The sequence below is a fragment of the Paenibacillus sp. FSL R7-0198 genome (assembly GCF_038000415.1).
Lineage (GTDB): Bacteria > Bacillota > Bacilli > Paenibacillales > Paenibacillaceae > Paenibacillus.
This window is the reverse complement of sequence record NZ_JBBOCB010000001.1, coordinates 2,107,477-2,127,797: the sequence shown is the minus strand read 5'-3', so window position 1 is coordinate 2,127,797 and position 20,321 is coordinate 2,107,477. Positions and strand designations below refer to the sequence as shown.

Genomic DNA, 20,321 nt, shown 5'->3' with positions numbered 1-20,321 from the left:
GTCGATAAGGGGGAGTTTGAATGTTTCAGGGAATGACTCTAGCAGGAGCACAAGCGGGTGGAGGCATTGTATCTTTGATTGTACCTTTGGTACTCATGGTTGCAATTTTCTACTTCTTGATGATTCGTCCACAGAACAAAAAACAAAAGCAACGGAATTCGATGCTGAGCCAATTGAAAAAGGGCGATAAAATTGTAACGATTGGTGGCCTTCACGGTACGATCGCTGAGATTTCGGACGATGTGGTTGTATTGCGTGTAAACGATGTAACTAAGCTTACATTTGACCGTAATGCAATCAGCACGGCTGTAGCTCGTGATACGGCTGTTGAATAGGTACTGTAACATAGAATAACGAGGGTGCGTTTGTGGCGTATTCCCTAGTAGAGAACCGGATCTCCCTGGAGACCCGGTTCTCTTTTTTGGTTTATGAGGGAAGGTCGATGTTCTTTACCAGTCAGTCAGGAGCGATGCGTATTAACACCGAACATGCCACCGAGAGCTGAAATGAAGAACGCGCTAAGCAGTTGTAAACTATCCTTCCAATTAAACGAAGCATCCAGCGCGAGAAATCCGATCAACAGCACAAGGAGTCCATATACGATTCCGGTAATCCCTCCGTAGTACCATCCTTTTTCACCAGAACGTTTGCCTGCGACAAAACCACCAACCAATAATGACAAGCTATGAACAACATAGGTATACAACGAGAGGTCCTGTTCCCGCATTCCGCTCATCCAGAGAAACAAGGAGAGAATAAATGCCCCGATAAACATCCATACAAAAGCCTGACAGAGGCCTGACAGAATCGGATTGGACACTCGAAACGAAACCAAGCGGCGGATCAATTGCATGAAGCAACCCCCTTGTACAAGTTATAAGTTAATACAGTGTATGGTCAAGCCTTCGGACTTATGAACTGTTTTCCATTAAATGAACGGATTATTTCTGCATGAGCATGTAAGGTTCAGGTCAAAATAGGGATTGCACTACCCAGCTAATTGTTAAAAACTCAGCTTCGAAGGAGGACCCCTGTTGTGAACTTCCCAGATGTCGGATCACATATCTTTCGAACCATTCTCATGTACTTTCTGGTGTACTGTGCAATGAGGGTTATGGGTAAACGTGAGATAGGTAAGCTATCCATGTTTGATCTTGTTGTCTCCATTATGCTTGCTGAAATGGCTGCTTTTGTGATTGAAGATATTGATAAACCGCTCTCTCACGGGATTGCCCCCATGCTTACCTTGATCATTGTACAGATCGGAATGGCCTTTATAGGTCTTAAAAGTCGGCGTCTTCGCCTGATAATTGATGGCAAACCTACTGTTTTGATCTCCAAAGGCGTTCTTCACCGTGATGAGATGCGGAAGCAACGATATAATCTGGATGATCTATTGCAACAACTCCGTGAACAGAATGTAGACAGTATCGGTGAGGTTGATTTCGCTATCTTGGAGACCACAGGCAAGCTGACCGTTTTTCCCAAGGATGAGAATGCTTCTAACGACAGCAGTTCTTCCGGCTCTGATTCAGAAGGGGCTTCTTCCGGTAAATCCAAAACGGGAAAAAACCAGATTGACGGATTTCCAAATATCAAATATGAAGGTCTGCCGCTGCCTCTGATTATGGACGGAAAGGTCCAGGATCAAAATCTGGAGATCATCCAGAAAACGAGATTTTGGCTGAAAAATCAAATTCAACAGAACGGAATTATGGATTTCAAAGATGTATTTATATGCTCCATTGACCACAATGGGAAGATATATGTCAGTCCAAAAGATGATAAAAAATGAAAATCATTTGCCTGACCGGCGCTTAAACCATGAACCGATCAAAGGGGCACGGGACAGATCATGAAAGTCAATCATTTTGGTCCAGCCCATAACGATGAAATACACAATAAGTCCGACAAAAGGAGCGAGAAGCATCCGGAACCAGAAGGGCAACATCATCGTAGTCTCTTCGTACACGAGTAGGGTCGCTGCTCCCATAATAAACATTCCTGCTCCCGTCTTGACCCAATCCATCATTTTGAAGCGGAACTGTAACAAACTGCGTACGCTTTGGGCATGTAACAGGGTAACTACCGTAGAATTCACACAGATGGCGATGACTGCACCGAAGATGCCATATTCAGGCCTGGAAGCGAGCGTTAAAATCAACGTGATTTTGATAACAGCACCGATAAATGTATTCAGCAGTGCTTTACCTGGGCGGTCAAGAGCTTGTAATGCAGCTTGAAGAGGGGCTTGAATATAAATGAACAAAGCAAAAGGAGCCATTAGCTTCAGCATGCTTCCAATCGATGCATCATTATACAGAACAAGACACATCGGTTCGGCAAGCACATACATAAACACAGAAAACGGAGCACCTGTCACAAGTGCCAAGCGTAAGGCCTGATGCATTCTTTTGTGAATCAGTGCGCGATCCCCCTGAGCAGAAGCCTCGGACAGTGAAGGCACAAGTGATGTCGCGAGCGATGAGGTTAGTGCACCCGGCAGCAGCAGCAAAGGAATAATCATACCTTGTAATGCACCATATTGTGCTGTAGCAAGCCCTTTGGATATGCCTGCCAGAGCCAGACTTTGGGCAGTAACAATGGTTTCGGCCAAATAGGATAAGGAGCCAACCAATCGGCCTGCTGTAACAGGAATAGAGATTGCAAGCAAACGCCGGATTAATCCGGGCTGTGGAGTACCCGTCTCTTTCAGAACTGAAGGTATTGGGTTTAAAGGCTTGGCTGAAGGTTTGGTTGTGAGATTGGACATGTTCTGTTGCTTAGCTAGAGGTAACTCTTTCTTCTGCCTGTTATACTTCCACAAGAGTACAAGCATACCGCCGAATTCTCCAACGAGTGCGCCCAGCATGGCACCAGCAGCAGCTTGGGCAATACCGTGGGGGAGAAGAAGCCAGGCAAACCAAATGACACAGACGATACGAATGATGGTTTCAACAATGGATGAAATGGCAGTAGGCATCATGTTTTGCTTACCTTGGAAATACCCTCTGTAGACGGCTGATACGGCGATAATGGCAATCATGGGGCTCATACTAACAAACGTATGGTACACCCGCTCATCTGTGAGCACGTACTTGGTAACCCAGGGTGCAAACAGGATGCACAAAAACATGAATACAACACCCAGGGTCAACGTAAAGCTTAAGCTTACTTGCAGGATTCGCTGGGGGGAATAACGATTGGCACCGGTATCAGCTTCGGCTACGAGCTTGGCTACGGCGAGCGGAATACCACCCGTAATTAATGTCACCAGTACGATAAAAAAGGGATAGCTCAATTGGTAGATGCCAACACCTTCTGCACCAATGACTCGTGGCAGCACAATGCGCGGAATGAAACCAAGTATTCGATTAATTATGCCTGCCGCGAGCAGGATCATGGCCCCCTGGATAAATGTCTGTTTCTTCAAGACTACCCCTCTTTCCCGGTTGAAAGTACAGGCTATCAACATAAACGGGACAAAGCCGTTGTTCTTCATCCTATGCCAGTCCTTTATCTTCTCATGACAACTTGGACACGATTAACAAAAAGAACCATAATCAGCAAGAAGGAATATGATCAAGCGAAGTCGAATCATGTAATATTGATGCCGCATAAAGGCTTGGATGTACGAAGGGAGGCTCCCCGTTGGAAGAAATGAATGATGTGGAGTTGGAACAGTCAATAGAGATGCTCTGCCGTAGCAAAGCGGAGGAATTAAGGCTTGTCGGTTACGAATATGTCACCAGCAAAGATGTCTGGAATTGCGTCAGTCATAAATATGAAAAACAGGGCATTCCACCGCTTCACCAGCTGGTGAACGACATTTTGTCACTGAAAGCAACAAGCTTTATGAACTTTATGACCGTGTCTGCATACCGGGGGTCCTCTTTCTAGACGAAAGGGATCTTTTTTGTTGAAAATTGACTGCTTTTTACGGCATCGCTATAATAGGAATATTGAGAACGAAAGGGGATCTAGGAACGGCATGAAAAGAATTATCAGTTTCATTCTGGTCGTGCTTGTCACCACAGGGGTAATGGTGGGAACAAGCCCGGAACTGCTCAAAAATATACGCTTGGGCCTTGATTTAAAGGGAGGCTACGAGATCTTATATGAAGCAGAGCCGCTCGAAGCAGGTCAACAAGTCACCAAAGCATCTCTGGTGCAAACGGCCAAAAGCCTTGAAAGCCGCGCCAATGCGCTCGGAACAAGCGAACCGGAGGTAACCACAGAAGGAAGCAACCGGATTCGTTTGAAGTTGGCAGGGGTTACGGATGAGGCTGAAGTTAGAGCCAAAATGAAAGAACCGGCTGTTTTGACCTTCCGTAGTAAAGCTGAGAACGACAAGGAAGGCGAGTACACCAAAATCGAACTTCGCGGAAATGAATTTGTTGAGAATGCAGCCAAAGTTGTGTTCACTCAATTGAATGAGCCTATGATTGACATTCAAGTGAAAGACAAAGCTAAATTTTCCGAGATTACCAAACGTTTGATCGGACAACCTCTCGCTATTTATTTGGACGATGAGCTGTTATCTGCTCCAACCGTTAGACAACAGTTGACAGATGGTTCCGCTCAGATTTCGGGTGCTTACACACGTGATGAAGCAAACCAGCTTCGTGACACCATTAACCTGGGTGCATTGCCACTGAAACTTACAGAGAAGTATTCACAAAGTGTTGGTGCAACACTTGGTAAACTTTCTCTGGATCAGACCATTAAAGCGGGATTGATTGGTTCCGTTATTATTCTAGTGTTCATGATTGGGCTTTATCGCATTCCTGGTATTATTGCGAGTTTTGCCTTGATTACACATACGTGGCTGGTACTTGCAATCTTCTATTTAGGAGAATTCGTACTTACCCTTCCAGGTATTGCGGCGTTTATCCTGGGTATAGGGATGGCGGTGGATGCCAATATCATCACGTACGAACGGATTAAAGAAGAGATGCGCAGTGGTAAGTCGATCTTGTCTTCGGTTAAAGCGGGTGGTAAACATTCCTTCCGAACAATCATTGACTCCAACATCACAACCATTATTGCTGCGGCTGTTATGTTCTTCTTGGGAACAGGTGCGGTTAAAGGTTTTGCACTCGTGCTGATTTTTGATATTGTCACCAGTATTATCACGAATATTTTCTTCTCCCGCTTCCTGTTGACCCTGCTTGTACGGGGTAACGTGTTGAAGAAGCCTAAGTACTTCGGAGTGAAGGAGAGTGAAATTCGTGCGCTTTAATTGGAATTTTGATTATGTTAAAGGTAGTAAGATTGCCTATATCTTCTCGATTATTCTGACGATTACGGGGATCATCAGCATTCTGGCTTTGGGTTTGAATTACGCGGTTGATTTCCGTGCTGGATCGAATGTGGATATCTCGGTATCCAAAGCAATCACAGCGGAGCAGATTAAACCTATCGTTAAGGACATCGGTGTTGATGAGGGTGATGTTACCATTACACCGGGGGCTGACCGTGTAAATGTTCGTTTCTCCAATGAATTGGATGAGACCCAAGAGAGCAAATTTAAACAGGAATTTACCAAACTGGATGCATCGGCTTCCTATGAAGTAAATACCGTTGATCCGGAGATGGCCAAAGAATTGGAGCGCAACGCGATCTACGCGGTACTCATTGCAAGTATCGGGATCATGATCTATGTTGCAATCCGGTTTGAGTGGCGCTTTGGTTTGGCTGCGGTTATCGCACTCTTCCATGACGCATTTGTCGTAATAAGTGTGTTCTCTATCTTCCGTTTGGAAGTCGATCTGACCTTTATTACTGCAGTATTGACCATTGTCGGGTTCTCGATCAACGATACGATCGTTATCTTTGACCGGATTCGTGAGAATCTGCGTTTTGCCAAAAAGACAACCAAAGCCGACCTACGCGAAGTAGTCAATCGCAGTTTGGCTCAAACGATGACACGTTCCCTGAATACAACATTCACCGTGTTTGCAGCTTCAATCTGTTTGTTCATATTTGGTGGAGAATCCATTCGCATGTTCTCGCTTGCGATGGTTATCGGAACACTGTTCGGCGCATATTCTTCAATCTATATCGCCGCTCCACTATGGCTGATGCTTAAAGGTAAACAAGTGGAAAAGCCAAAAACAGTAGCTAAAGAATCTAACTAAACATCTTATTGTGAGCCGCGTCTGCCAGGCGCGGTTTTGCAACTTTATGTACAGAATTAAGGGGGAATATTCATGACCAGAGAACATATCCCATCTGCTCAGGCTGCCACATGGAGCGGTATTGCTGGTAATATGGGACTTGCGGTGATCAAAGCGGGAGTCGGTTATATGGCAAACAGCAAATCATTGCTCGCTGACGGCTTGTATTCTGCTTCTGAAGCTGGTTCTGCCCTGGCTGGTCTCTTTCCCTCCAAGTCTGTACGCGATAAGAGCAGGGCTCACAGGGGACGGTTTAAAGAACATTCACGTGTTGCTAGACCCGGAATCTCAGTATTGTTATCTGTGCTGATCCTCATGGGTGGATTACAACTTGCTATCTCCGCATTGGGTAGTCTCTCCGGAAGTGAACCGGAAGCGCCAGGCAAGTCGGTACTTTTGGTGGCTGTTGCAGCTCTGGCTGTGAAAGAAGCAATTTTTCAATTTCAGTACAGATATTTCCGTAAACGAAACCAGTCTCAGGCGCTGGCCTATGCACAACAACATCGTCGTGCGCTCTATTGCTCGCTCACCGTGTTAATCGGCATTATAGGATCGATGGCTGGTGAAGAGATGGGTTTGAGCATGTTGCTCTACCTGGACCCCACGGCAGCGTTGATTGCTTCCTGTTTTGTGCTTCACAAGGGTTACCGAATGATTGTGGACACAGTCTATGGTTCACTCGTTCAGGAACTGCAGCAGGAAGAAGCGTCAGATTTCAAAGAGACTGTACAGCGGGTGTATGGCATCATTACCATTGAACATTTGGTTGCACGTGAACAGGAACATGACGTTACGATTGAGCTGGTTATTAGTGTGAATCCAAGAATCTCAATACTGGAAGCACAGGAGATTGCGAATCGTGCCAAGACACTACTGCTAACCCGGTTCAGTCATGTGAAAGAAGTACAGATTCAAGCGATACCTTATGATCCAGGTTATCCTTATAAATCCAATCATGAACTGCCCGATCACGAAGCGACATTAATTCAGTAGTGAAGCGCGGGTCCAGTAGATCAGGAAAGGAGCGTTATCATTGCTTTATTCGCAATACCGGTGGAATACACCGAATATCGATTTGGAGGCGGCTGCGGGACTCTCGCAGGCGCTTTCCGTTTCACCCCTTGTTGGACGTTTGCTTGTGAGTCGAGGAGTGCACAATGAGAAGGAGGCCGAACGTTTTTTGCATCCTGACCTTAATCAGATGCATGATCCCTATCTGCTCCTCGGTATGAATGAAGCTGTGCCACGTATCAAGCTGGCATTGGAACGGGAAGAACATATTTTGATCTACGGGGATTATGACGCTGATGGCGTATCCAGCACATCACTCATGATCCATTTGATGCGTCATCTTGGGGCTTCGTACGATATATATATCCCTCATCGCTCGAATGAAGGGTATGGATTGCACAACCATGCGTTGGATTGGGCGCATCAACAAGGCGTTTCATTGATTATTACCGTAGATACCGGAATCAGTGCTGTTGAACAGATTGCCTATGCGGCAACGCTGGGCATCGAAGTCATTGTGACAGATCACCACGAGCCGCCTGAAATTTTGCCCGAAGCCTTTACACTTATTAATCCAAAACTTCCGGGATGCCCGTATCCTTTTAAAGGTTTGGCAGGAGCAGGAGTAGCCTTGAAGCTCGCTCAGGCATTAATCGGGGAAGTGCCCGGTGAATGGATGGAGATTGCCGCCATCGGCACCGTTGCCGATCTGATGCCTTTGGAAGGGGAGAACCGGGTTATCGTCAGTTATGGAATAGAATCGATGCGTGGTTCACGTCTTCCTGGTGTAAGTGCATTGCTGGAAATTAGTGGTGTGGATCAGAGTCAGGTGACTTCGATTAATATTGCCTTTGCCATGGCGCCTCGTATTAATGCCAGTGGACGTTTGGATCATGCCGGGAGAGCGGTATCGCTTCTCACCACCGAGAATCTGGATGAAGCTCATACGCTTGCGGGCCAGCTTGATCTTTTGAATCGGGAGCGGCAGCAAGTCGTAGAGGGCATATTACAAGAAGCAACGGCACAGTTGGAACAAAAGATACAGCTTCGTTCAGGAGCCGTTCCAGATGTAATCGTATTGGCTGGTGAGGGCTGGAACGTCGGAGTGGTTGGTATTGTGGCTTCCAAATTGCTGGAGCGTTATTACCGACCTACACTTATCCTTGGGATCGATCCAGAGAGCGGTGTCTGTAAGGGCTCTGCGCGCTCTATTGATGGCTTGGACATCTATGAGGCGCTCACAGTCAATAAACACACCATGGACCATTACGGGGGACATCCTGCTGCAGCAGGTATGACCTTGCATCGGGATCAGTTGGAAGAACTTGAGGCTGGTTTGAATGAGTTTGCCGCATCTGTATTGACTGAAGAGGACTTTGTACCTCAACGTCTTGCGGATGATGAATGCAGAATCAGTGATGTTCCGCTGAAAGTGATCCAGGAGATCGACAGATTGCAGCCTTTTGGGATGAGCAATCCTTCGCCACGGTTTGTATTGAGAAGTGTGACTGTGAAGGAAACCAGAACAATGGGACGAGAGAAACGCCATCTGAAACTGGTTCTGGAACAGGATGGTCAGCAACTGGAAACCGTTGCTTTTGGCAAGGGAGCGTTAGCAGAGTTTCTTCTCCCAGGTTCCGTTATTGATGTGATGGGAGAACTGTCCATCAATGAATGGAATGGGATGAGAAAACCTCAACTGATGCTTCAGGACATTCATGTTCCTCAGGTCCAAGTGTTTGATTTGCGCGGTAATGCCGAGCCATTAAATGCGATGAAGCATTTCTTGAGCTCACTTGAGGTGCATCTGCGATATAAATCTGGTTCTGTTGGTGCTATTGTCCGGAAAGAAACAGATGTTTCCGAGGGAAATTCATTGTATGAACCTTGCCTTTGGGTATATGATAGAAAGGTCGGGTTATTTCCGTGTAATGCTGCTGCACAGCATTATGGACAGGAACAAGTCCGGACGTTATTTGTGTTTGATACGCCGGAAACCCCGGAACAACTTAATGCCATGCTGGCTTTGTTCAGTGGAGCTGAGAATATCATCCTTCTGCACGGATCAGGCAACCGCCGAGATCGCCTTCAGATGCCTTCCAGAGAACTCTTTAAGCGTATTTATATGCAGGTGTTGAAATGGAAAGCTGAACCCGTGGAGGAACAAGAGATTACTCCTGTGCTCAGTCGTCAGTGTGGTTGTTCGCCGCGCATGATTACGATGATGTTGGATGTATTCGAAGAGTTATCCTTCATTACCCGTGATAACGGCAAAATTGCGTTTGTGGATAACCCGCCTAAGCGTGAACTAACCGCTTCACGTCACTATCAGGCGCTCGAAAATATGGCCGAGATAGAACAGGTGATGCTGGATGCAGCCACACCGCAACTGACACAATGGATGATATCCCGGATGAAGGGCGTATCTTAGATGGAAGTTTGTGTATTTATTTTAGGAGGAGATTATTTTGGATTTTAAAGATTATATTCGTGTCATTCCTGACTTTCCACAACCGGGAATCAGCTTTAAGGACATTACAACATTGTTGAAGGATGGAGAAATGTACCGCAATGCGATCAATGAACTGAAAGTGATGGTTTCTGATCTTAAAATTGACGTTATTGCTGGACCTGAAGCACGTGGATTCGTTGTGGGCGCCCCTCTGGCATACGCTCTTGGTGTCGGTTTTGCTCCGATTCGCAAAAGTGGAAAACTGCCTGGAGAGACGATTGAAGTTGGTTATGATCTCGAGTATGGCAAGGATACACTCGCGATGCACACAGATGCGATTGAAAAAGGTCAAAATGTCCTGATCGCAGATGATTTGCTCGCAACGGGTGGAACGATTGCAACTTCCATCAACTTGATTGAACAATTGGGTGGGAAAGTTGTCGGAGCTGCCTTCCTGATCGAGCTGTCTGATCTGAATGGTCGTGCCAAATTGCCAGAAATCGATGTATTCACATTGATGAATTATTAAGCTGAGATCTCCACATGTACCGCTGTGACGAAACATGAATTGTTTTTTCCGTTTCCCGGGAAATAATATACAGCATTAATGATTATCAAAAAGCCTGTTCTTCCAACCGTAAGGTTAGGGAGAACAGGCTTTTTGATGTGTATACGATGGAAATTAATGTGGCGTTTTTTCAGTGACAGGCTGTTTACGCGAATCGTCATTCAACCAACCTAGCACTTCAAACAGTTTGAACAACAAGCTCATCAGGATTCCGACGATGGTTGCCAATGCCATCCCTTTCAGATGAACGCCGTAGAAGGTAACTTCTGTACCACTCAGTCCGATGACCAGTACAAGTGTAGTAAGCAGTAGATTGGTCGGTTTGGCAAAATCGACTTTCTGTTCAACAAGAATACGCAGACCGGATGCTGCAATGACCCCGAAGAGAAGTAGTGATACTCCACCCATAACAGGCACAGGAATGTTGGCTACAAGCGCCGAGAATGTTCCTGAGAAGGAGAGCACGATTGCAATAACTGCTGCCCCACCAATGACATATGTGGAGTATACGCGGGTCAGGGCCATTACACCGATGTTCTCACCATAGGTTGTATTAGGAGTAGATCCTACAAACCCGGACAGAATGGTGGAGACCCCATTACCAAGCAGGGAACGATGAAGCCCAGGGTCTTTTGAAAGATCTTTGCCTACAATGCTGCTCGTTACAAGCAAATGTCCAATATGTTCAACGATAACCACAAGCGCTACAGGTAAAATGGTGAAAATAACGGACCAGTCAAATGTAGGCGTTGTTACGGTTGGTAGTGAGATGAAATCAGCGTTTCCAATAGCCTGTTTATCAACCAGACCCATAGAATAGCCAAGGATATAACCGACTACAATACCGATTAGAATATGAATGATTTTGGGGAATCCACGGAACGTTACGGCTCCAATAACAGTGATACCGAGTGTGGCCATGGATAAAATAATGGGTTTGGCCTGAGGCACCCAGTTGGGGTTAGCAACAGGATCAGAGTTAATCAATCCTGCCATACCAGCTGCAACAGGTACAAGCTCCAGACCGATCAGAGCAACGATGGCGCCCATAACCGCTGGTGGGAAGACTACGTTAATCCATCCGGTACCCGCAAATTTAATAATGAGGGCCACGAAACAGAAAACAAGTCCTGTTATGATAAAAGCTCCAAGTGCCATGGAGTAGCCATTCTCTGGATGTTGTTTTAATACCATTGTGACAGGTGCAATAAAGGCAAAGCTTGATCCGAGATATGCTGGAATCTTACCTTTACACATGAGTATGTACAACAGTGTTCCAATCCCGTTCATCAGCAGGATCATACTTGGATCAACACCGAACAGGTTTGGTACAAGCACCGTGCTACCAAACATGGCGAACAAATGCTGAAGGCTAAGCAGTGAACCTGAGCCAAGAGGCATCTTTTGATTAACCTGAATTTCGCGTTGCAATGAATTTCATCTCCTTTTCCGAAACACAAACTTTCAATAGATTACAGAGTTTCTCTTAATTAAGCAATAACATTTTTGACGTAGCAAAGCGATGGAATTTATATTTTCATGAATTTTCCTTCTATTTCAGCAAATAACGGCAATAATACAGAAGAAATAAGAAATACATCCAATCCCCTGTGAGTCATAGGGAAATGGGATAGAAGTAATCCAGATCACCAATATAAAAATTGGATAAGCGCTGTTATTCGTCAGCAGTTGACGGGAAACGGGCGAAGCGTCATAATTATAGGAAATTACTTTTACGGGGAACCTGTGTTGCAGCACTGTCACGGGTTCCATTTGGTATAGAAAGGACACGGAACAGATCAGAATGGGCATAGAGCAATTACTCGAGAAGGCCGGGGCATATATCAAAGAACCCGATCTGGTGCGCATACGAGAAGCTTACGAATTTGCTGATCAGGCCCACCATGGACAGACGCGAAAATCGGGAGAACCGTATATTCTGCATCCGCTTGCGGTTGCCGACATTGTTGTGAACATGCAGATGGACACCATCTCCATAATAGCAGCGCTTCTTCATGATGTAGTAGAGGATACTACGGTCTCACTTGAAGAGATCCGCAATCATTTCGGCAATACGTGTGCCATGCTTGTTGACGGCTTGACGAAGCTGGAACGTATTCAGTTTCGCTCCAAGGAAGAACAGCAGAACGAGAACTACCGCAAAATGTTCATCGCCATGGCGCAGGACATCCGTGTCATCGTGATTAAATTGGCTGACCGTCTGCATAATATGCGGACACTCAAGTTTCAGTCGGAAGAAAGCCAGCGCCGGATTTCATATGAGACGCTGGAAATTTTCTGTCCGATTGCAAACCGTTTGGGTATCTCTGCAATCAAATGGGAAATGGAGGACATCGCCCTCCGTTATTTGAATCCGCAGCAGTATTACCGAATTGCAAACCTCATGCACAAAAAACGTGCGGAACGTGAGCAATATATTGATACGGTTATGGATGGAATTACGAACAAGCTCGATGAGATGGGAATTCAGGCAGACCTTTCGGGCCGCCCGAAACATATCTACAGCGTGTTCAAGAAGATGACCACCAAAAACAAGCAGTTTAACGAAATTTACGATCTGCTTGCTATCCGTATTATTGTGGATAATATCAAGGATTGTTATGCTACCCTGGGAATTATACACACGTTATGGAAACCGATGCCTGGACGCTTCAAAGACTACATTGCGATGCCGAAGGCGAACATGTATCAATCGCTGCATACAACGGTAGTTGGTCCCAATGGCGAACCAACGGAAGTGCAGATCCGGACATGGGATATGCACCGGACTGCTGAATTTGGTATTGCTGCCCACTGGGCCTACAAAGAAGGCGCTGCGAACGGAAATCATTTTGAAGATAAGATTACGTTCTTCCGTGAAATTCTTGAACTTCAAAACGAAGCACAGGATGCATCAGAATTCGTAGAGTCACTCAAAATGGATTTCTTCTCGGATCTGGTATTTGTATTTACGCCAAAAGGAGAAGTCATCGAATTGCCGATCGGCTCTGTTCCTTTGGATTTTGCTTATCGAATCCATACGGAGGTTGGTAATCGGACCATTGGTGCCAAAGTGAACGGTCGGATTGTTCCGCTCGATTATCATCTGAAGACAGGCGATATCATCGAAATTTTGACGTCCAAACATTCTTACGGACCGAGCCAGGACTGGATAAAAATTGCGAAATCATCTCATGCACGAGCGAAGATCAAGCAATGGTTCAAGAAGGAACGCCGTGAAGAAAACGTTGAAAAAGGTCGGGATAGCTGTGAGCGTGAACTGAAACGCATGGGGCTTGATCCTTCTGCATGGATGACGGATGACAAGTTGATGGAAGCTGCCAAAAAATATGCGTTTAACGATATTGATGACATGCTTGCGGCTGTTGGATTCGGTGGGATTACTGCTGCACAGATTGTAACCAAAGCAACGGAAAAACTGCGTAAAGAGCAGGAAGAGTCCAGTTTGCTGGAATTAAATTCCGAGATGCGTGAGCTGAAACCTGCACCTGAGCGCAGAAATCGACCAACCAACGGTATTCGTGTCAAAGGCATTGATAATCTGCTTGTCCGATTCGCACGATGCTGTAATCCTGTACCTGGGGATGACATTATCGGATACGTTACACGCGGACGCGGCGTTTCCGTACACCGTAGTGACTGTCCGAATATCCCGACAAGTGCAGACGGAGAAGAAGCAGCACGTGTGATTGAGGTCGAGTGGGAAGAGAATATTGAAGCAAGTTACAGTGTGGATATTGAGATTACAGGCCATGATCGGAATGGCTTGCTCAACGAGGTACTTCAGGCTGTATCTGAAAGTAAAACCAATATATCTGCCGTTACAGGACGGACAGATAAAAATAAATTAGCATTGGTGCACGTCACAATTCTGATTCGTAATACGGATCATCTGCAATCCGTTGTAGAACGGATCAAACGTGTGAAAGATGTCTATTCGGTGCATCGGATTATGCAGTAAGGAGCCTGTAAGATGAGGGTGCTTGTACAACGCTGTAAAGAGGCTCAGGTGACCGTGGGAGACGAGCTGACAGGGAAGATCGAATCCGGATTAATGCTGCTCGTAGGCATTACCCATGAGGACACCACGAAGGATGCCCAGTATCTGGCTGACAAAGTTAGTGGGTTACGGATATTTGAGGATGATCAGGAGAAGATGAATCTCAGCCTGCTTAATGTAGGCGGTGCTGTATTGTCTGTTTCCCAGTTCACCCTGTATGGGGATTGTCGCAAAGGAAAGCGTCCGAGCTTTGCGGCTGCGGCCCGACCTGAAGCGGCAGAACTGTTATATGAAACGTTTAATCAACTACTACGGGATAAAGGTATTCAGGTTGAAACCGGGCGTTTCGGAGCGATGATGGATGTAACATTTACCAATTGGGGACCCGTGACTTTGATGCTTGAAAGTCCGGTTCGTCAGGAACCACGTGCATAATTTCATGGGGTTTAGGCCATAATGAGGGATAATTCGTTGATGACTATTTCATGATCAAAGGAGTATCCCTCATTATGCGCCAATCTGCGAAAGAAACACGTACCCGTACAGAACCTTTGTTACTCCCTGGCAACCTGTATGAATCATTGCACCTTGCCCGTTCGGCTGCTGAGTATGTTGCAACGATCTGGGCACTTCAGGATACGGACAAAGGGAAGCAAAGTCATCTTCCGCGATCTTGAATGTTTACAAAGGTATATAAACATCCGATATTTGGATTATACAGATTCTGAAAAAGTCCTGATTCCTTCCCGAATCAGGACTTTTTGTCGTGAGTAGATCTTTTTTAACTATTCGTTTGACGACTTCGTTACAAAATGAAATTACATCAAATTGTTATAAATTGCTCTGGTGAGGGTAATAACAAAACGAGGCACAACGAAGTGCCAATGTACTGCAAGACCCGATTTTATAAAGAAAGTTCGAACACGGAAAGGAGAACATACGTTATGAGTAAAGTTGCTTTTTTATTGGCGAATGACTTTGAAGATTCGGAGATGCAGGTTCCGTATGACGAAGTAAAAAAAGCTGGACATGAAGTGGAGATTATCGGATTAAAAGCCGGTGAGACCCTTAAAGGTAAGGGAGGAAAGGCCTCCTATACCACAGATAAGGCGATCGCTGATGCATCCGCTTCAGATTATGATGCAGTCGTGATTCCTGGTGGATCATCCCCTGAGAATTTGCGAACTGATGCGCACATCTTGAAGTTTGTCACCGAGATCAACAGTGCGAAGAAACCAATTGCTGCGATCTGTCATGGTCCGCAAATTTTGGCTAGTGCCGGTCTGTTGAAAGGCCGCACCATTACATCCTATCCACCACTTAAGGATGACATGGTAAACGCAGGAGCAGAGTTCAAGGATCATGAGGCCGTTGTGGATGGAAACTATATTACATCCCGAACACCTGAAGATGAGCCAGCGTTTGTACGTGAACTGCTAAAAGTTATATAACTTCAGCCAGTGCCACTGACATACATTGATGTATCTTAACTACGTTACATCGTGACGTTTACAAACTTCACGTTGCATTTCATTCCGAAAAAGGAGGGTTTGACATGACAAAACATATTCAGGCGTATTTTCGAACCGAGGACGAGGCAGAGGGAGCAAGAACTTCACTTCAGACGTTCCGTACAGAGCATTTGGAAGTAGGTCAACTCGATAGTGCGATAGGTAGAGACACGCGTGTTATGGTGCCACTGGTGCCTTATAATACAGCAGGTGGGGTAGGCACCAACGGAGCAATGGGTGTAGGTGCAGCCCCTGGTGTTCCAGCTAGCGAAAATGTGATCCCTGTAGTAGCCAATGTGGACCGTGATGCAGAACGGGATACTCGCGACAGAGTGAATGAGGATGGAGACCTGCTGAATGCTGCAGATGTGTCTTCGGCCGATTATGATGATCTGCATTATGTTCTGTCTGCCAAAGTAAGGGATGAGGATTATGAGGAGATTGTTCATAAGCTTCGTTCCAACCATGCCTATGTGGAAGATTTGAATTAACGTGTAGATACTTCTTGGCCCTTGCACTGCTCGACCACACAGTCGAGTGATGTGCAAGGGCTTTTTAATCAGGAGGATATTAAAAAACTAATTTATAAAGCGCTATCATTTTTGTAATATTACTGTAATATTAGATACATAAGCCTTTAACATAGTGGGCTTATAATAACACACATGACCCCCTTTTTTTATATATCCTTTGAGCCTGCACACCGTGTGCAGGCTATTTTTTTTTGAGCTGAGAATGTGTATGTTTTGGGCAGAGCTTACCCCTTTATTCAATTTTTGCTAGAATAGAGAGATGGGTTTATATATTCTACAGCGAATTGTTTTCATAGTTGGGCTACATTGGACGGTAAATCTAGCTCCAGCGATTGGGTTCAGGCGAATCCAATCCTATGACAGAGAGTATGAGGAACTCATCGCCAGAGTGATCGGTCATATTCCAGATGAACATATACTCGCTGAAACGGCCCCGCCTTTTTTTATATAAGTACGGGGCAGCCGTTTCTGCTTAATCGATGGAATTTGAAAGTTATATAGAATGCCTCGTTTGAGAAATGACACCTACAATGCTAAAGCAACAGAGTTCTCATGCGAATGGCTAGAGACAGATTTAAGGGGGAATTAGTTTTGAGTAAGGTTGGAAGAAATGATCTATGCCCATGCGGTAGTGGGAAAAAATATAAGAAATGTTGTCTGAACAAGGAGTCCTCTGCAGTAGAATCCATACTGGGGATAATATCAACGGAGCAATCGGTTCGGGAAGCCTCCATTCAGCCTGAGAGCAAACTGACCTTGACCAAGCTGAAAAAGATGGTGGCAAGCGATTTGAAATGGGAGCATCCGGCTCACGAACAGCTGGCACTGCAGACTATTGAGAACATGAGGAAACAATACGAGCCAGAGGTAATTTTGGAAGCTCTGGTGTTATGGAACGGCTACTCCCGTCAGACCCGCCCTACTGTGAAGAAGACAGGCTCGTTCTCTGCTGCAATTGAGTATTTGCTGTCCGAGGAATACGGCTTCAATGTCTCAAAGGCTGAGCTGGCTGATAAATATGAGGTAACGACAGGCACGATCTCCCGGAAGGTTAAGGAGATGAATAGTTACATCGAAGAATACGGCATGGGCGGTGAAACGGACGAGCTATTGATGCTGAACGGTCCAGGCACATCGAAAGACAAAGCACAGGCTCTGCTGTCTAAGGCGATGGAAGCGAGCTCTTCCAAACGGAGAGTACGTCTGGCGGAAACAGCGCTGGAGATGTATCCTGACAGTTCTGATGCGTATCTCATTTTGGCTGAGGAATCGGACAATGAGAATGATGCACGATCTTACCTCAAGGAAGGAATTACTGCTGGCAAACGTGAACTGGGTGAACTGTTCTTTGAGGAGAACAAAGGGGACTTCTGGGGGCTTCATGAGACTCGTCCCTATATCCGGATATGCAAAAGCTATGCCGAATCCTGCTGGTTTGGCGGAGATACGAAAGAAGCATCACAGATCCTGGAGCATATTCTAGAGCTTAATACGGAAGACAATACCGGAGCACGTTACCTGCTCGCTGCTGTGTATTTGTATAGTAACCAATTGGATCAGGCAGAGCAATTGCTGGAGGAGTATGGAAGAGGCGACGCCGCAGCGGCCTTTGCCTATGACAAGATTATTCTGGAGTATAAGAAAAACGGAATCACCTCCCAGCTTAAAATGCTATACCGTGTGGCCCGAGGTGTGAACAAACATGTGCCTGATTACCTGTTGGGTTTGAAACGGCTGCCGCATAACCTCCCTGACTTTGTCGGAATGGGCGACTCAGACGAAGCGATTGCATATGTCATTATGCATTCCCGTTTATGGGCAAGCGCGCCGGATCTGTTGAAATGGATGCTGAAACAATAGAGGAATAAGAAGCGAATAGAAGTTGGAATTCATAGATGAATCCAGCTTCTATTATCCGTGATTTCTGTGACTCCCCCATCCGGTGCAGCGTGTGAGCAAATTTTTTAGAGCTATCTTTTTGTGTTAACCCTTGACTTTAGCACTGCGGTTCATTACAATCAGAAAATAATACGTTGACTATAGTCAATACAAGTCGATTTTTGAACTATATTACTGATTTGATGACGGGACCAAGTACTCCGTGCCCACATGACCAGAGAGGAATCCCAAGGCTGTAAGGATTCTCTTGATGAGCGGACGAATGACTTCCCCGAGAACAGACGGCGAACATAGCAGAGATGATCTGTTGACCAGTAGCCGGCCTGCGCAGGACGTGCGTTACACGTAGAGCGGAATATCTGCTTGATCAGGGTGCTGTATGCAATCTTGAATCATCAGAGATCACCTGAACGGCTAAAGTGTCAGGTTTCCGGAATGTGGGTGGTACCACGGGTGAATGTATATTACACAATCTCTCGTCCCTTGTTTGCTGTATACACAGCGACAGGGCGAGGGATTTTTTTGTTATATAAGTTGATTTAAAAGAAATACACGAAAACGGAGAGGGCAGAAAAAACCTGTAAAAGCGAAGCATTCGCCTAAAAGCTTTCTGAAAGAAAGCTACTCCGGAAGCATATGCTATCACCGGATTTCCACATTGTAAAATTAATTCAAAAAATCTGGGGATAACAGCGATTGTAAGGTTGTTCTGCCCGCGCAGTGATCACGTGTAGAATTTTTTAACTTTTAGAGAAAAAAATCAATGCTGGAGGGATCAAGATGGCTTTTCAAAAACCGACTGGAACGCAGGACTTACTGCCTGGAGTTGTCGAGAAATGGCAGTACGTAGAAGAAAAAGCACGAGATCTGTGTCGACGGTTTAATTACCGTGAGATTCGTACACCGATCTTCGAACAGACTTCTTTATTTGTACGCGGTGTAGGAGAGACTACCGATATCGTTGAGAAAGAAATGTATACCTTTGATGACAAAGGTAATCGCAGCATGACTCTTCGTCCGGAGGGAACAGCGGGTGTTGTCCGTGCGTATGTAGAGAATAAAATCTACGGCGAACCGGATGTGAGCAAGCTATATTACATCGGTCCAATGTTCCGGTACGAGCGTCCGCAGGCAGGCCGTCAGCGTCAGTTTCACCAGTTTGGTGTAGAAGCCATCGGTGCGCTGGACCCGGCAATTGATGCGGAAGTAATCGCACTTGGATACCAGTTGTGTGTAGAACTCGGCTTAAAGGATGTCAAAGTGGAGATCAACTCCGTTGGTAACTCAACCAGCCGTGCAGAATACCGCGAGACGTTACTTGGGTTCCTCAGACCGATGAAAGACAGCCTGTGTAAGGACTGTCAGTCACGCATGGAGCGTAATCCGCTGCGTGTGCTCGACTGCAAAGTCGATCAGGACAAATTCGTAGGGGCACCTTCCATACTGGATAGCCTGGATGAAGAGTCTTTGAATCACTTTGCCAAGCTGCAGGCATACCTGGATGATTTCGGAGTGGATTATGCTGTGAACAATCGTCTGGTACGGGGCTTGGATTATTACACACTGACTGCTTTTGAATTAAAAGCTCAAGGTATTGGAGCAATAGATACGGTTGGCGGCGGTGGTCGTTACAATGGTCTGGTTGGAGATATCGGCGGACCTGATCAGCCGGGTATTGGCTTCGGTATTGGTCTGGAGCGTATTCAACTGATTCTGGAGCACCAAAAAATTGAGGTTACTACACTGGCTCCACTGGATGTATACTTTGTTGCTCTGGGAGAAGCAGCTGATCGTGAAGTGAACCGTCTGTTGTTCAAACTTCGTCAGTCTGGACTGTCTGGGGAACGTGATTATCTGGGCCGCAAGATGAAAGCACAGATGAAATCAGCTGATCGTTTCAAATCCCGCTACACTGCCATCCTTGGTGATGACGAGCTGGAGCGTGGTGAGATCGCCCTCAAATCGATGGATACGGGTGAGCAACAAACCGTGAAGCTTGATGATCTGGTAGCGGCAATTCGCGAAGGTAAATAAGCACGAAGTGTTACATTAAATCTTAAACATTCAAGTAAAACAATTGATCCGGCAAAATTACTGAGGTTCACTAACATTTTCGACTAATCGGAAGTTGACGAGCCAGAGAGAAT

18 protein-coding genes are annotated in these 20,321 nt (G+C 45.8%); 15 read left to right on the top strand and 3 right to left on the bottom strand.

The window, feature by feature from the left end; genetic code table 11:
• Nucleotides 1-20: 20 nt before the first annotated feature.
• Nucleotides 21-335 (top strand): preprotein translocase subunit YajC, encoded by a 315-nt coding sequence (gene yajC, locus MKY87_RS09095; protein ID WP_340964074.1) that lies wholly within the window; start codon nucleotides 21-23, stop codon nucleotides 333-335.
• Between the two features lie 125 nt (nucleotides 336-460).
• Here yajC and MKY87_RS09090 read toward each other — a convergent pair whose 3' ends face one another.
• Nucleotides 461-853 (bottom strand): TIGR04086 family membrane protein, encoded by a 393-nt coding sequence (locus MKY87_RS09090; RefSeq protein WP_340964071.1) that lies wholly within the window; start codon nucleotides 851-853, stop codon nucleotides 461-463.
• 228 nt (nucleotides 854-1,081) lie between these two features.
• Between MKY87_RS09090 and MKY87_RS09085 the strand changes: the two genes are divergently transcribed.
• A complete protein-coding gene (locus MKY87_RS09085) occupies nucleotides 1,082-1,795 on the top strand; it encodes a YetF domain-containing protein (RefSeq protein ID WP_445259890.1) in 714 nt (237 codons plus the stop codon).
• Between the two features lie 3 nt (nucleotides 1,796-1,798).
• Here the strand turns inward: MKY87_RS09085 and spoVB are convergent, their stop codons facing one another.
• Nucleotides 1,799-3,433, bottom strand: a complete 1,635-nt coding sequence (gene spoVB / locus MKY87_RS09080; RefSeq protein ID WP_340964068.1) for a stage V sporulation protein B — start codon at nucleotides 3,431-3,433, stop codon at nucleotides 1,799-1,801.
• Between the two features lie 227 nt (nucleotides 3,434-3,660).
• On the opposite strand from spoVB, the gene MKY87_RS09075 reads away from it, so the two are divergent.
• The 6 genes from MKY87_RS09075 to MKY87_RS09050 all read left to right on the top strand — a co-directional run bounded on the left by MKY87_RS09075 (nucleotide 3,661) and on the right by MKY87_RS09050 (nucleotide 10,171).
• A complete protein-coding gene (locus MKY87_RS09075; protein ID WP_036617497.1) occupies nucleotides 3,661-3,900 on the top strand; it encodes a post-transcriptional regulator in 240 nt (79 codons plus the stop codon).
• Between the two features lie 91 nt (nucleotides 3,901-3,991).
• Nucleotides 3,992-5,242 (top strand): protein translocase subunit SecD, encoded by a 1,251-nt coding sequence (gene secD / locus MKY87_RS09070; protein WP_051447453.1) that lies wholly within the window; start codon nucleotides 3,992-3,994, stop codon nucleotides 5,240-5,242.
• Complete coding sequence (gene secF / locus MKY87_RS09065; RefSeq protein ID WP_091027615.1) at nucleotides 5,232-6,140, top strand: protein translocase subunit SecF; 909 nt, start codon at nucleotides 5,232-5,234, stop codon at nucleotides 6,138-6,140. Before secD ends, secF begins: the two co-directional genes overlap by 11 nt.
• Before the next feature lie 72 nt (nucleotides 6,141-6,212).
• Complete coding sequence (locus tag MKY87_RS09060) at nucleotides 6,213-7,172, top strand: cation diffusion facilitator family transporter (RefSeq protein WP_340964065.1); 960 nt, start codon at nucleotides 6,213-6,215, stop codon at nucleotides 7,170-7,172.
• A 40-nt stretch (nucleotides 7,173-7,212) separates the two neighbouring features.
• Nucleotides 7,213-9,621, top strand: coding sequence for a single-stranded-DNA-specific exonuclease RecJ (gene recJ / locus MKY87_RS09055; protein WP_340964063.1), 2,409 nt, complete (start codon nucleotides 7,213-7,215; stop codon nucleotides 9,619-9,621).
• Between the two features lie 37 nt (nucleotides 9,622-9,658).
• Nucleotides 9,659-10,171, top strand: coding sequence for an adenine phosphoribosyltransferase (locus MKY87_RS09050; protein WP_017686780.1), 513 nt, complete (start codon nucleotides 9,659-9,661; stop codon nucleotides 10,169-10,171).
• A gap of 153 nt (nucleotides 10,172-10,324) precedes the next feature.
• Here MKY87_RS09050 and uraA read toward each other — a convergent pair whose 3' ends face one another.
• Nucleotides 10,325-11,641, bottom strand: a complete 1,317-nt coding sequence (uraA, locus tag MKY87_RS09045; RefSeq protein ID WP_338588346.1) for a uracil permease — start codon at nucleotides 11,639-11,641, stop codon at nucleotides 10,325-10,327.
• Nucleotides 11,642-12,014: 373 nt separating this feature from the next.
• Between uraA and MKY87_RS09040 the strand changes: the two genes are divergently transcribed.
• The 7 genes from MKY87_RS09040 to hisS all read left to right on the top strand — a co-directional run bounded on the left by MKY87_RS09040 (nucleotide 12,015) and on the right by hisS (nucleotide 20,208).
• Nucleotides 12,015-14,192: a RelA/SpoT family protein gene (locus MKY87_RS09040; protein ID WP_062835889.1), complete on the top strand. Its 2,178-nt coding sequence runs from the start codon at nucleotides 12,015-12,017 to the stop codon at nucleotides 14,190-14,192.
• A gap of 12 nt (nucleotides 14,193-14,204) precedes the next feature.
• Nucleotides 14,205-14,666, top strand: coding sequence for a D-aminoacyl-tRNA deacylase (gene dtd / locus MKY87_RS09035; RefSeq protein ID WP_340964061.1), 462 nt, complete (start codon nucleotides 14,205-14,207; stop codon nucleotides 14,664-14,666).
• A 74-nt stretch (nucleotides 14,667-14,740) separates the two neighbouring features.
• Nucleotides 14,741-14,908, top strand: a complete 168-nt coding sequence (locus MKY87_RS09030; RefSeq protein WP_340913392.1) for a hypothetical protein — start codon at nucleotides 14,741-14,743, stop codon at nucleotides 14,906-14,908.
• Between the two features lie 267 nt (nucleotides 14,909-15,175).
• On the top strand, nucleotides 15,176-15,682 hold the full coding sequence (locus tag MKY87_RS09025; RefSeq protein ID WP_340964060.1) for a type 1 glutamine amidotransferase domain-containing protein: 507 nt from the start codon (nucleotides 15,176-15,178) through the stop codon (nucleotides 15,680-15,682).
• Nucleotides 15,683-15,786: 104 nt separating this feature from the next.
• Nucleotides 15,787-16,233, top strand: a complete 447-nt coding sequence (locus tag MKY87_RS09020) for a hypothetical protein (RefSeq protein WP_338588344.1) — start codon at nucleotides 15,787-15,789, stop codon at nucleotides 16,231-16,233.
• A 633-nt stretch (nucleotides 16,234-16,866) separates the two neighbouring features.
• The gene (locus MKY87_RS09015) at nucleotides 16,867-18,135 is read left to right on the top strand and encodes an SEC-C metal-binding domain-containing protein (RefSeq protein WP_339789391.1); all 1,269 of its coding nucleotides are present in this window, start codon (nucleotides 16,867-16,869) and stop codon (nucleotides 18,133-18,135) included.
• 819 nt (nucleotides 18,136-18,954) lie between these two features.
• Complete coding sequence (gene hisS / locus MKY87_RS09010) at nucleotides 18,955-20,208, top strand: histidine--tRNA ligase (protein ID WP_315938409.1); 1,254 nt, start codon at nucleotides 18,955-18,957, stop codon at nucleotides 20,206-20,208.
• Nucleotides 20,209-20,321 lie beyond the last annotated feature (113 nt).